Raw genomic sequence first — 12,296 nt, 5'->3', positions numbered from 1 at the left:
GCCGGCTATCCGGGGGGCGTGGTGACCGGGGCGCGAACGCCTGGCCCGCGAACGCTTTTGCACGCGCCAGTACTCGCACTCGTATGGACTGCCACGTCGAACGCATCCGCATCGCCGACGAGGGCTCGGCGCCGATGGAGTCCGTCGAGTCGGCCAACGCCCGTCCGGGTGGACTCGTCGGTGACCGCTACTACGAGGGGACCGGCTACTACTCCCCGTACGACGTCTGCGAGGTCACGTTCGTCGCGGCCGAGGCGCTCGAGGCCATCCGCGAGGAGTACGATATCGACCTGACCGACGGCCGGCACCGCCGGAACGTCGTCACGCGAGGCGTCGACCCGCACGACCTGCTGGACCACCGTTTCAGCGTCGGCGAGGTGACGTTCGAGGGGACCCGACCGCGGCCACCCTGCGCACACGTGGAGCAGGTGGCCGACGAGGAGGGCGTGATGGAGGCGCTCACGGAGGGACGGGGCGGCATCTGCGCGGATGTCGTGGACGGCGGCGAGTTACGTGTCGGTGACGAGTTCGGCGTTCCCGAGCCTGCGAACCCGGAGCCATCGAGCATCGCGCGGGCGATGCGCGAGCGAGCCGAGGAACGGGCGGAGAAGCGAGTGGAGTGACCGAGAGCGTCAGGTTCTTGCCCCGTTCCGGCGCAGATGACAATGCGCGCGGGTAGCCAAGCCAGGAAACGGCGCAAGGCTTAGGACCTTGTCTCGTAGGAGTCCGCCGGTTCAAATCCGGTCCCGCGCACTGGAACCCCGCCGTCCCGGCGTTCCGGACGGGGCCACGCGGAGCAGCCTCCCCGACGAGCGGCCGGTTTCCCTCCATCTCGGCCAAGGCCTACAAGTGTCGAGGCACCAGCTTCCGTCGGGAGGTACCGATTCATGCTTGACCAGTTGACCATTCGAGGAGCGGAGCGTGACGACATCGCTCGCGTCCGCGAGATCGCACGGGACTCGCTCACCTCGTCGTACGCGCTGAGTCCGGACGACATCGAAATGCTCGTCGAGGTCGCGTTCGCGGAGGACGCGCTGGCCGAGTGTCTCGACGATGCTGCGGCGTCGCTGCTGGTGGCCGAAGACGACGGCATCGTCGGCTTCGTCACGACCACCGACGGCGAAGTCGACTGGCTCCACGTCGACCCGGAGCGGCGCGGCCGCGGGGCCGGGACGGCACTGTTCGAGCGGGCGGTCGAGACCCTGGATGACGGGTCCGGTCCGGTGCAGGCCACGACGCTCGCCGCGAACACCCAGTCGGGCGCCTTCTTCGAGCGGTTCGATTTCGAGCGTGTCGCGGAACGGCAGACGGAACTCGGCAGTCTGGAACTCGCCGAGTACGTCTACGCGCCGGCGGGAGCCACGGAGCGCGCGAGCGACTCCGGGCGGGAAGCCGACGCTGCAGAGGCCGCCGAACCGACCGAGCGCGACGACCTCGACCTGCCGGACGAGGTGACGGTCGACGGCCGGACCGTGACCCTCGGCGACGAGTCGGTCCCGGGGTCGGAGGGTGGCTTCGTCGTCACCTACGACGGAAGCGAAGCGTACGGCTACCTCTGTGCGAACTGCGAGTCGATGGACGTGACCGTCGATAGTATGAACCGTATCAGGTGTGGGCACTGTGGCAACACGCACCGGCCGAAGGAGGAGTACGACGGCTCCTACCTGTAGGTGCTTGCCTGGTACCTGCTGCCCAGTTCGGACCCCTCAGCAGGACGCCCCCGGCAACGACGGTCCCGGAGCCGACGAACGCCACGGGCTGTCTCGACTCCGAGCAGCCCACAGGTGGGACTCGGTCGGGGCACGGGGACTTTTCCTGCTGTCTGCCAACAAGGCACACATGGCAATCGCACGGCACGGCGCCGGCCCGACCGCGAAGCTCCGCGCGCTGGGGTCGCAGGTCCATCCGGTGTTCATGCTGCCGCCGCTGGCCGCCAGCACGTTCGGTGCCCTCCTCGCGGTGACGAGCCGTCTCGGTGCCACCGACGCGACGCTCGCTCCACTCGCGCTGGCCGCACACCTCGTGGCGGTCTTCTTCGGCCTCTACACGGCCCACCTGAAGGACGGCTACGTCGACTTCCACGTCCGGAGCGAGGACGACGACCACCCGCTCACGGCCCGGGGGTGCCGGCTCGCGCTGGCCGGCGCGACAGCCGGGTTCGCACTCGCGCTCGCGGCGGTGGTTCTTGCCGCCGGACCGGTCGCAGGGCTTCTGACCGTACCGGGGTGGGCCATCGGCTACCTGCACGCGCCACAGTTCGACACCAACCCCGTGACCGCAACGGCGGGCTACCCGACCGGCGTCGCGCTGGCACTTCTCGGCGGGTTCTACGTGCAGGCGAGCACGCTCTCGCCGGCGGTGCTCGCGTTCGCGGCCGTGTTCGTGGTCACACTCTCGGGCGTGAAGGTGGTCGACGACACGACGGACGTGCTGTACGACCGGTCCATCGGGAAACGGACGGTCGCGGTGGCGCTGGGCCCCCGCCACGGTCGGGAAGTTGCCTTCGGGCTGATGGGGCTCGGGATGTTCCTCGTGGTCGCGTTCGCCATCGACGGCCTGTTTCCGACGGGTGCCGTACTCGCGACGGTTCCGTTCGTCGTCGTGGCTGCGCTCGCGACCCGCGCTGACCCGGAACTGGCAACGATGTTGCTCATCCGGGGTGCGTACCTCTTCCTGGCCGTCCTCGTGGCGGCGGTCTGGTTCCGGCCGCTCGCGGGCGTCCCCTTGCCGGACATCGGCGTGCTGGGGCCGTACACCTATCTCGCGACGGAGGCGCTCTTCGGCACGGGCGCGTTCACCCTGCTGTGGCGGGCGGGCGCGTGGCGGGCGGCCGCCCGGACGGTGGTCGTCCTCTACCCGCTCGCGTACCTCTGGGACTGGTACACGCTGGAGGTCGGTGTCTTCGCGATTCCGCTCCGAACGGGCGTCGAACTGCTCGGCATCCCCCTCGAAGAGCACCTGTTCATGCTGGTGGTGCCGGCGTTCGTCGTCGGGGTCCACGAGTCGCTACGACACGACACCGACGGGTGAGAACTGGACAACCCCGGGACCTCCGAGACAACCCCGGCGCACTACGGGTCGGGGTCGACCATCTGCTTCACGAACACGAGGCCGAACAGCGTCACGCCGAGGCCGAACGCCCCCTCGACGAGGGTGAGCGCGGTGAACCGGTCCAGCACCACCGCGAGCCCGAATCCGAGGAAGACGACCACCGGGACGATCATCCCGCTGATGACCAGCGGCAGGTCGGTCTCGCGCTTCAGCGCGACCATCGTGAACATCGACATGCCGAGCGAGACCGCTGCCGGGGCCGCGACCGGGAGCGGCAGCTGCCGGACGACCGTCAGAAGTGGCGCCGGCGCCACGAGTAGACCCGCGAGGCTAGCCTCCCCCGCGATGCCGACGGCGACGCCGGCGAGTGCGGCGACGGCGGCGACTCCGAGCTTCCGCATAGCCGGAGGTTCGGCCAGGGGATTGTAACCGCTTGCACCACCGTGACACCGTCCAGTGCCGGTCATCCCACCGACACGCCCTTGCCCGCGCCCCGCATCCGCCGAGATGATGACGGACGACGACGGTAGGGACGCACCGCCGAATCACCCCGACGCCGACGGGACCGACGAGGGCTCGGCAGCCGCTGGTGGGCCGTACGCTGCGGTCCACGCTCGTCCCGAGGGGGACGCGACGGTCGCCCGGATGGCTCTGACCGCGGCCGAGTCCGGCTACGCCGGCGTCGTCGTCCGTAACCACGGGGACGCCGACGCGACGCCGGCCGAGGAACCGCCCGAGGACCCCGGTGGCGGCGCCTACGCTCCCGACCGCGTCATCGACGCGTACGACATCGACGTGGTGCCGGCCGTCGAGATACGGACGGACGACCGCGGACAGGCCGGCACCCTCCTCTCGCGGTACCGGGACGAGCGCGTCATCGTCTGTGTCCACGGGGGGTCGCTGAACCGCTGGGCGGTCGAGGACCCACGCGTGGACGTGCTGGCGCACCCGACCCGCGGTGAGGGCGACCTGAATCACGTGCTGGTGAAGGCGGCGGCGCGGAACGGCGTCCGACTCGAGTTCGACCTCTCGCGCGTGCTCCGGCGAACGGGAGGCAAGCGGGTGCAGGCCGTCAGGGGACTCCGCAAGCAACGGGAGATCGTCGCACACTACGACGCCCCGTTCGTCGTGAGCGCGGACCCGACCTCGCATCTCGAACTCCGGTCGCCACGCGACCTCCGGGCGGTGGGCGAGGTCGTCGGGTTCGACCCCGAACGGGTGTCGGCGGGACTTCGCGAGTGGGGGCGACTCGCCGCGCGCAACCGCGAGCGACTCGGCGAGGATTTCATAGCCCCCGGCGTCCACAGGGGTCGGTATGAAGAAGTCGATTGACGAGCACGCCGCGCGGTTCGACGAGGCGGCCGATTCCTACGACGCAGACAAGTCGGCCGAGTACGAGGCCTGCGCGGGGCTCGTCGTCGAGCACGCTCGCGGCACCGCCGAGAGTGCGATGCGCCCGGCACGCCCCCTCCGCCCGGACGACGTGGTACTGGACCTCGGGACGGGGACGGGTGCCATCGCGCTCGCGCTCGCGGGCGACGCCGGCCGGGTCGTCGGCCGCGACATCAGCGACGGGATGCTGGCGAAGGCACGCGAGAAGGCCGACGAGCAGGGCGCGGACAACGTCAACTTCGGCAACGGTACCTTCCGCGAACCGGGGTACGAGGGACCCGTCGACGTGGTCGTCTCGAACTTCGCGATGCACCACCTCTCGGACGCGGAGAAGCGCGAGGCAATCGACCTCGTCGCCGACCTGGCCCCCCGCCGTATCGTCCTCGGGGACGTGATGTTCTTCGGCGAGCCGGACCCCGAGGAGCCGTTCTACAGCCCGGAGGTCGACGACCCGGCCACCGTCGGAGTGCTGTGTGACGCGTTCACCGATGCGGGCTACGCCGTCACGGCCGTCGAGCTGGTCCACGAGCAGGTGGGCGTCCTCGTCGCCGACCGCCTGGAGACCGACGCGGCCGCCGACGAGGGGTTCTCGGACGAACCCGTCGGGATGAACGAGGACTGAGTCGACCGTGAAGCACCTCCCGAAACACCTCCGCCCGCGCTGGCGCTACCTTGCGGTCGAGCTGGAGTCGGGCCCGGACGCCACGTTCGGCCGCGAAGGGCTCCAGCGGGCCATCTGGTACGCCGCGGGCAACCTGCTCGGCGACCCGGGGAGCGCCGACGCCGACCTGTCGGTCGTCCGGTTCGAGCGCGAGGGGAACGAGGCATCGCCCGGACGGAGGGACGGCCGGGACGGCCGGGACGGCGGTGCGGAGGCGACCGCAATCGTGCGCGTCCGGCGCGAGGAGGTCCAGCGCGGCCGGGCCGTGGTCGCCTGTCTCGACGCCGTCGAGGGGGCGCCGGTCCGGACGCGCGTCCGCGGTGTCAGCGGGACCGTGCGAGCCAGTGAGGAAAAGTATTTGAATCGGCCGCGAGCAGGAACAGGGGACCGAACGGTCGCGTTCGCGGGGGCCGACCGCCGGGCGTGGACCCGTGGCCGACGGGTGGACGTCGAACTGGCGGACGGGCACGCTGGCGCGACGGAACTCGACTACCAGGGCTCCGACGGCTGACGACGCGCGACATCTCCCGGTACCGACCACGGAGCCGAGACACCCCACAACGACACACCACACAGAACATGCAGGGACAATCACAACAGCAGGCGTACGACCGCGGTATCACCATCTTCTCGCCGGACGGCCGGCTCTACCAGGTCGAGTACGCCCGCGAGGCAGTGAAGCGCGGTACGGCCAGCATCGGTGTCCGGACGGAGGGCGGCGTCGTCCTCGCCGTCGACAAGCGCATCCGCTCGCCGCTGATGGAGCGCAACTCCGTCGAGAAGCTCCACAAGGCCGACGACCACATCGGTATCGCCTCCGCGGGCCACGTCGCCGACGCCCGCCAGCTCATCGACATGGCCCGCCGGCAGGCGCAGGTCAACCAGCTCCGCTACGGCGAGCCCATCGGCGTCGAGACCCTCACCAAGGAGGTCACGGACTTCATCCAGCAGTACACGCAGGTTGGCGGCGCCCGCCCGTTCGGCGTCGCGCTCATCGTCGGCGGCGTCGAGGACGGCGAGCCCCGCCTCTTCGAGACGGACCCCTCCGGCACCCCCTACGAGTGGCAGGCCCTCGCCATCGGCGCGGACCGCGGCGAGATCGAGGACTACCTCGAGGAGAACTACGACGAGTCCGCGGATCTGGACACCGGCATCGGGCTGGCGCTGGGTGCGCTCGCGTCGGTCAACGACGGCAAACTGACGCCGGAGGGCATCGGCGTCGCCGTCATCCCGTCCGACACTGCCGAGTACGAGGACCTCGACGACGCGCAGGTCGAGTCGCATCTGGACGAGCACGGGCTGCTCGACACCGGCGAGGACGCGGACGAGGACGAGGAGTAACGGACGCCACGCCGTTCTCGAGTCTCCGACACCGGACGACAAGGCGAGAGTCATCCACGCGGACACCATTCCCTTGTCAGTCCAGTGGGCGCGCGCTGGCGGCCGTGCCCGCAGGGCCGGCCGCCGCCAGCGCGCGAGGGACGAGCACCGGAGCCGAGCGAAGCGAGGCCGAGAAGCGCAAGCGGGTGGGGAGGCGTGAGGTCCACGACTGCCGACTGACAAACTGCAGTCCCTGGCGGACTCGGAGGGCGAGCGCTCTCGACCCGGTGAGACGACGCAAGCACCGCAGCGACCAACGGGAGCGAGGAGCGCAGCGAGTCGCAACCGGTCGAGAGCGCGAGGGCTTCGGGGGAGGCTTCGCCGCTGGCCACCCCAGCCACTCACGGCACTCAAACTCCCAGCATCGAGTATATACCTTTAAGAGACCATTTTGATATTATAATACCACCATAATAACCGAGTGTGCGTCTTTCTCCAGAAATTGACTTCCAGACTACCTCTAGCACCGCTCCTCGCAGATGCGGTCGAAGATGCGCCCTGTCGACAGCAACTCGCCCTCGAACCGTGGCTCCCGTCCACTCGCGCGTCGCACGTCGCAGTCCAGCCCCCGACCGTCCAGCGCCCCGCGCACCCCGTCGGCGTCGTGGTGCTGGTCGTGGCCCAGCAGGATACAGTCCGGGTCGATGCGCTCGATGGGGATGAAGAAGTCCTCCAGGTGGCCCAGATGCGCCTCGGTCACAGGGTCGAGTGCGTCGACCATCTCCCGGCGCTGTTGGTCGGCGAGGACGGGCGGTTCCTTGTGGGTCACGTTCTCCGAGCGCGCGATGATGACGTGGACCTCGTCGCCCAGCGAGGCGGCCTCGCGGAGGTAGTGAAGGTGGCCCGGGTGGAGCACGTCGAAGGTTCCCTGCGCGACCACGCGCTCGTACTGGGACGCGTCCACGATGTCACGCTCCTCGCCACTCACCAGCCATCCCCCCCGTCGAATCGGGTGTCGCGCTCGTCGGCCTCGTTCCGGAGTTCCTCGTCGATATCCGCCTGGGTGAAATCGAAGAACTCGTCGTCGGGCAGGTCGACGTCGAGCACCTCCAGGTCGCGGGGCTCGCCCTCGCGGTCGAACGCCTGCCAGTCGTGGCGGCCGTACGGGTAGCCGATGATGATGTGGACCTTCCCCTTGCCGAAGGTCATCAGGTCGGCGTCGGAGGGCTTGAGGACGCCGTTCGGGTGGGAGTGGACGGAGCCGGCGGACTTGATGCTGTTCGGGACCATGTACTCCTGGACGGTGGCGCTCGTCGGGTTCGACTCCGTCCCCGGAATCACGAGCACGTCCGTGATGACGGTGCCGTCCCGGTCGAGGCCCAGCCGCGAGGCGTCCTCGCCCCGGAGGAAGCCCATGTACTCGTTTGGGTGGGCGTCCTCGGAGGCCTCGAGCGCGAACTCGAGGGCGTCCTCGGCGATGCCGATGACCCCGCTCGACCGGAACAGGCGCATATCCGAAGTCCGGTCGGCCGATGATTAGGCGTTTCGATGCCCCGGACCCCACCGCGGGCGAGTAGATGTGACCGGAATCGACCGTCTGAGCAGCCAGCAACCCGTGACGCGTGGGAGCGGCGGTTCCACCGTTTGACAACTCTTAAACGGCAACGGGACCGAAACCCGTTACATGTCTCATTCGCCCGACGCCGACGAGGAAGTCGGCGCCGATTCCGACGCTGACGGGGTCCCGGACCGGGGGACCGTCGTTTATCGTCTCGCGGACGCCTGTACGGCCGATGCCCTCGAACAGGGGGAGCACTACCACGCGACCGTCAACGGTGTGGTCGAGTACGGGGTCTTCGTCGATGTCTCGGCCAGCGTGTCCGGGCTCGTCCACGACTCCGAACTGCAAGGGGAGTACGATGTCGGTGACGAGCTCGTCGTCGAACTCATCGAGGTGCGCGAGAACGACGACCTCGCGTTCGCCGAGCGTGACCTCGACGAGTTCGAGACCGAGGATATCGCGGCCGGCGCCGAGGTCGGCGTCGCCGAACTGGACGAGCACGTCGGCGACATCGTCAACGTCGAGGGCGTCGTCGTGCAGGTCAAGCAGACCGGCGGCCCGACCCTGTTCCACGTCGCCGACGGCGAAGCGGTCGTCCCCGGCGCCGCCTTCGAGTCCGCCGGCGTCCGCGCGTACCCGAGCGTGGAGGTGGAGGACGCCGTCCGCATCACGGGGGAGGTCGAGCACCGCGAGGAGGCGCTGCAGATCGAGGTCGAGGACCTCTCGCGCCTGCGTGGCGAGGCCGCCGACGAGGTCCGCGACGAGTACGAGGAGCGACTGGAGGCCGCCGCCGAGCCGCCCGAGGTCGAGCCGCTCATCGAGTGGGAGGCGTTCGAATCCATCCACGAGGAACTCCGCGAGGTGGCTCGCCACCTCCGCCGGGCCGCACTCGCCAACCGCCCCATCCGGATGCGCCACCACGCCGACGGTGACGGGATGTGTGCGTCGGTTCCGCTCCAGACCGCGCTCGAGCGGTTCATCGACGACACCCACGAGGACAACCAGGCCCCGCGACACCTCCTGAAGCGGCTCCCCTCGAAGGCGCCGTTCTACGAGATGGAGGACGTCACGCGCGACCTGAACTTCGCGCTGGAGGACCGCGAGCGCCACGGGCAGAAGCTCCCGATGCTGTGCATGCTGGACAACGGGTCGACCGAGGAGGACGTCCCCGCCTATCGTGCGATGGCCCAGTACGACGTCCCCATCGTCGTCGTCGACCACCACCACCCCGACCCGGAGGCCGTCGAACCGCTGCTGGAGGCCCACGTCAATCCGTACCTGCACGGCGAGGACTACCGCATCACGACGGGCATGATGGGCGTCGAGCTCGCGCGTCTGGTCGACCCCGACATCACCGAAGAGGTCCGCCACGTCCCCGCCGTCGGCGGCCTGTCGGACCGCTCGAAGGCCGAGGCGATGGACGACTACCTCGCCCTCGCGGAGGAGGCCGGCTACACCGAGGCCGACCTGCGCGACGTGGGCGAAGCGCTCGACTACGCCGCCCACTGGCTCCGCTACAACGACGGCAACGGCTTCGTCAACGACCTGCTCGACGTGGGGACCGACGCCGACCGTCACGCCGACCTCATCGAGTTCATGGCCACCCGCGCCGAGCGTGATGTCGACCGACAGCTCGAGGACGCCCTCCCACACGTCGACCACGAACGACTCGACAACGATGCACACCTCTACCAGCTCGACGTCGACGAGCACGCCCATCGATTCATCTACCCCGCCCCCGGGAAGACGACGGGCGAGGTCCACGACCGGAAGGTCGAGGAGACGGGCGACCCGGTTATCACCATCGGCTACGGCCCGGACTTCGCGGTCCTCCGGAGTGACGGCGTCCGGCTCGACATCCCGGAGATGGTGACGGAGTTGACCGAGGAGCTGCCAGGTGCGGGAGTCAGCGGCGGCGGCCACCTCGTCGTCGGTTCCATCAAGTTCGTCCCCGGGAAGCGCGAGGCCGTGCTCGACGCGCTGGTCGAGAAGATGGCCGACGCGGAACTGGACGAGGAGCTCCGGAGCACACTGGTCCGCGACGACTGACGACCCGGGTTCACGGCCACAAGCCACCCGACAACTTATCTTCCCGCGTTCCTCCCGTCGACATAGACCGCCGTCCGGCGGAAATCGAGTCATGGCAGACGGACACCAGCAGCCGGGGGAGCGTCGGAATGCGAACGAACCATCGGGTGCGGCGCTGTTCGGTGCGATTCCCGGCCCCGCGTTCGTGCTGGCGACCGACGGACGCGTCCAGCAGACGAACGAAGCCGCAGCCATGCTTCTGGCCGGAGACGTGCCGGATACGTTCCACATGCTCGCTCGCCCAGCACACCGCGAACGGGCCCGAGAGGCCGTGAAGACGGCTGCCAGGAGTGACACGGCGACCATCGAGATCGACGTGCAGACCGCCGACGGACCGCGACGGTTCGCCTTCGACTGCTCGGCTATCGAGCGGGAGGGTGGCCCGACCGCCGTGCTGGCCATCGGCCGCCCGAGTACCCCCGAGGACGGCGAGCCGAACACGGAGCCGACTGTAGACGGGAGCCAGGACGGGGAAGCGTCCGCCACCGGGACCGCCGAGGCGTCCGACGACACCGCATCCGAACCGCCAGAGGACGGGCTCGCCGGGGGAAGTCTCCTCCAGCGGGCCGACATCGTGGGCGCCGTCGGGGACGGAGCGTACGTTCTCGACACCGACCGCCGGCTCGCCGCGGTGAGCGACCGCCTCGCCGCGACGCTGGGGCGCGACCGCGACGCGCTGGTTGGCCAGCGGCTCCGGGCGCTGCTCGCCAACGACTCCCAGGCCGCGGCGGTCGGCCTCCACGAGGCACTGCTGGCCGGAGACCGCGAGACGGGGACCGTGGAGTTGACGGTCGCAAGCGCCACGGGCGCCCTCCCGGCCGAGATCCACGCCACGGCCGTTGCCGACGGGGACGACCGGGTGGTCGTCGGCGTCCTCCGGGACGTCTCCGACCGCCGGCGCCGGGAACACCAGCTCGCACGCCACCGAGACCAGCTGGCGACGCTGAACCGCATCAGCGAGGCCGTCGAGGGAGTCGTCCAGGGAATCGTCGAGTCGGCGACCCGCGAGGGTATCGAGGAGACCGTCTGCGAGCGGCTGGCCGCCTCCGACCTCTACCGGACGGTCTGGGTCGGCCGCATCGCGGCAGGCGGCCTGGAGGTGACGGCGAGCGCTGGCGAGCCCCCACTGTTCGCGAGCCAGCAGGCGGCCGAGGACGGAGCCGAGAAGGGTGTCGCGGACGTGGCCACGGCAGCCGGGACCCACGAGGACCATCCGGCGCGGGTGGCGTTCCGGACGGGGGAGCCGTGTATCCGACGCGACGACTGGATGGGGGGCGACCACCCGACCGAGCACGGGCTGGCGGCCGAACACGGCATCCGGGCGAGCATGGCGCTCCCCATCACGCACAACGATACCGCGTACGGCGTCCTCTGCCTGCAGTCGCCGCGCCCCGACGCCTTCAGCGACCGCGAGCAGGCCGCACTGGAGCGACTGGCGCGCGTCGTCGGGTTCGGTATCAACGCCGCCGACACGGAGCTCCTGCTCCACTCGGGCACCACGACCGAACTCGTGTTCCGGGTCCGGGGGAAGAACTGCTTCCTGGCGACGCTCTCGGCCGAGGCCGGCCCCGTCGGCCTCCGCTGGACCGTCCCCGAGGACGAGGGGCTTCGGCACTTCCTCGAGGTCGAGGCCCCCGCGGAGGCGGCGGTCGCTGGCGCGGAGGCCGCCGGGGCCCTCGAGGTTGCGGTGGTCAGCGAGCGCGAGGGCGACGGCGACCCCACGACGACCATCATCGAGGCGATAGCGCCTCGGAGCGTCACCGCCCGCCTGAGTGATGTCGGGGCCGTGGTCCAGCAGGGGAGCGCCGAGGGCGGCACCGCCGAGTTCACCGCCCGCATCGCCGGGCAGACCAGCACCCGGACCGTCGTCGAGGCGTTCCAGGAGGAGTTCGAGGCGTCGCTGAAAGCCAAACGACGGGTCGAAGAGCCCGTCGAGACGGCTCAGGACCTCCGGCAAGCGGCCGACGAGCGCCTCACCGACCGGCAGAGCGACGTCCTCCGGACCGCGTACCTGATGGGCTACTTCGAGTGGCCCCGCGTCCACAACGCCGAGGAGGTCGCCGAGCGGATGGGCATCACCTCCGCGACGCTGCACTACCACCTCCGCGCCGCCGAGCGGAACTTCCTGGAACTGTTCTTCGACGAGTCGCCGACGAGCGGGTGACAGGGAGTGGCGGCCGGGGGCGGCCGGGGGCGGCAGGGTGGCAAGGGGCGGTCCGGGAC

The 12,296-nt window shown here is 70.0% G+C and carries 12 protein-coding genes and 1 tRNA gene; 10 read left to right on the top strand and 3 right to left on the bottom strand.

Going from position 1 to position 12,296, the window contains the following annotated elements:
• Positions 1-83: 83 nt before the first annotated feature.
• The 4 genes from NL115_RS15995 to NL115_RS15980 all read left to right on the top strand — a co-directional run bounded on the left by NL115_RS15995 (position 84) and on the right by NL115_RS15980 (position 3,030).
• A complete protein-coding gene (locus tag NL115_RS15995) occupies positions 84-623 on the top strand; it encodes an MOSC domain-containing protein (protein ID WP_254830325.1) in 540 nt (179 codons plus the stop codon).
• Between the two features lie 46 nt (positions 624-669).
• Positions 670-753 (top strand) — tRNA-Leu (locus tag NL115_RS15990).
• 134 nt (positions 754-887) lie between these two features.
• Positions 888-1,670, top strand: a complete 783-nt coding sequence (locus NL115_RS15985) for a GNAT family N-acetyltransferase (protein ID WP_254830324.1) — start codon at positions 888-890, stop codon at positions 1,668-1,670.
• Positions 1,671-1,839: 169 nt separating this feature from the next.
• A complete protein-coding gene (locus NL115_RS15980; RefSeq protein ID WP_350355255.1) occupies positions 1,840-3,030 on the top strand; it encodes a lycopene cyclase in 1,191 nt (396 codons plus the stop codon).
• Positions 3,031-3,071: 41 nt separating this feature from the next.
• On the opposite strand, the gene NL115_RS15970 is transcribed toward NL115_RS15980, so the two are convergent.
• Positions 3,072-3,452 carry a hypothetical protein gene (locus NL115_RS15970; RefSeq protein WP_254830323.1) on the bottom strand — a complete coding sequence of 127 codons (381 nt, stop codon included), beginning with the start codon at positions 3,450-3,452 and terminating at the stop codon, positions 3,072-3,074.
• Between the two features lie 244 nt (positions 3,453-3,696).
• Here NL115_RS15970 and NL115_RS15965 point away from each other — a divergent pair, with 244 nt between their 5' ends.
• The 4 genes from NL115_RS15965 (at position 3,697) to psmA (ending at position 6,445) form a co-directional block, all read left to right on the top strand.
• Positions 3,697-4,383, top strand: a complete 687-nt coding sequence (locus tag NL115_RS15965) for an RNase P subunit p30 family protein (RefSeq protein ID WP_254833102.1) — start codon at positions 3,697-3,699, stop codon at positions 4,381-4,383.
• The gene (locus NL115_RS15960; protein WP_254830322.1) at positions 4,367-5,065 is read left to right on the top strand and encodes a class I SAM-dependent methyltransferase; all 699 of its coding nucleotides are present in this window, start codon (positions 4,367-4,369) and stop codon (positions 5,063-5,065) included. Before NL115_RS15965 ends, NL115_RS15960 begins: the two co-directional genes overlap by 17 nt.
• Positions 5,066-5,072: 7 nt before the next feature.
• Positions 5,073-5,615, top strand: coding sequence for an Rpp14/Pop5 family protein (locus NL115_RS15955; RefSeq protein WP_254830321.1), 543 nt, complete (start codon positions 5,073-5,075; stop codon positions 5,613-5,615).
• 68 nt (positions 5,616-5,683) lie between these two features.
• Positions 5,684-6,445, top strand: a complete 762-nt coding sequence (gene psmA / locus NL115_RS15950; protein ID WP_254830320.1) for an archaeal proteasome endopeptidase complex subunit alpha — start codon at positions 5,684-5,686, stop codon at positions 6,443-6,445.
• A gap of 499 nt (positions 6,446-6,944) precedes the next feature.
• Here the strand turns inward: psmA and NL115_RS15945 are convergent, their stop codons facing one another.
• Positions 6,945-7,412 carry an FAD synthase family protein gene (locus NL115_RS15945; protein ID WP_254830319.1) on the bottom strand — a complete coding sequence of 156 codons (468 nt, stop codon included), beginning with the start codon at positions 7,410-7,412 and terminating at the stop codon, positions 6,945-6,947.
• A complete protein-coding gene (locus NL115_RS15940; protein WP_254830318.1) occupies positions 7,409-7,936 on the bottom strand; it encodes a JAB/MPN domain protein-containing protein in 528 nt (175 codons plus the stop codon). The genes NL115_RS15945 and NL115_RS15940 overlap by 4 nt, the downstream gene beginning before the upstream one ends.
• Before the next feature lie 172 nt (positions 7,937-8,108).
• Here NL115_RS15940 and han point away from each other — a divergent pair, with 172 nt between their 5' ends.
• Positions 8,109-10,034 carry a Hef-associated nuclease gene (gene han / locus NL115_RS15935; protein ID WP_254830317.1) on the top strand — a complete coding sequence of 642 codons (1,926 nt, stop codon included), beginning with the start codon at positions 8,109-8,111 and terminating at the stop codon, positions 10,032-10,034.
• Between the two features lie 91 nt (positions 10,035-10,125).
• A complete protein-coding gene (locus NL115_RS15930; protein WP_254830316.1) occupies positions 10,126-12,237 on the top strand; it encodes a bacterio-opsin activator domain-containing protein in 2,112 nt (703 codons plus the stop codon).
• The last annotated feature ends 59 nt before the right edge of the window (positions 12,238-12,296 follow it).

This window comes from Haloglomus salinum, assembly GCF_024298825.1.
Taxonomy (GTDB): Archaea; Halobacteriota; Halobacteria; order Halobacteriales; family Haloarculaceae; genus Haloglomus; species Haloglomus salinum.
The sequence above is the reverse complement of the archived record's forward strand: the minus strand, read 5'-3'. Positions and strand labels throughout refer to the sequence as shown.

What these genes read in the sequence shown, in the direction of transcription:
- NL115_RS15995 (WP_254830325.1), top strand. Translation starts at nt 84, where the DNA reads ATGGACTGCCACGTCGAACGCATCCGCATCGCCGACGAGGGCTCGGCG.
- NL115_RS15985 (WP_254830324.1), top strand. Translation starts at nt 888, where the DNA reads ATGCTTGACCAGTTGACCATTCGAGGAGCGGAGCGTGACGACATCGCT.
- NL115_RS15980 (WP_350355255.1), top strand. Translation starts at nt 1,840, where the DNA reads ATGGCAATCGCACGGCACGGCGCCGGCCCGACCGCGAAGCTCCGCGCG.
- NL115_RS15970 (WP_254830323.1), bottom strand. Translation starts at nt 3,452, where the DNA reads ATGCGGAAGCTCGGAGTCGCCGCCGTCGCCGCACTCGCCGGCGTCGCC.
- NL115_RS15965 (WP_254833102.1), top strand. Translation starts at nt 3,697, where the DNA reads ATGGCTCTGACCGCGGCCGAGTCCGGCTACGCCGGCGTCGTCGTCCGT.
- NL115_RS15960 (WP_254830322.1), top strand. Translation starts at nt 4,367, where the DNA reads ATGAAGAAGTCGATTGACGAGCACGCCGCGCGGTTCGACGAGGCGGCC.
- psmA (WP_254830320.1), top strand. Translation starts at nt 5,684, where the DNA reads ATGCAGGGACAATCACAACAGCAGGCGTACGACCGCGGTATCACCATC.
- NL115_RS15940 (WP_254830318.1), bottom strand. Translation starts at nt 7,936, where the DNA reads ATGCGCCTGTTCCGGTCGAGCGGGGTCATCGGCATCGCCGAGGACGCC.
- han (WP_254830317.1), top strand. Translation starts at nt 8,109, where the DNA reads ATGTCTCATTCGCCCGACGCCGACGAGGAAGTCGGCGCCGATTCCGAC.
- NL115_RS15930 (WP_254830316.1), top strand. Translation starts at nt 10,126, where the DNA reads ATGGCAGACGGACACCAGCAGCCGGGGGAGCGTCGGAATGCGAACGAA.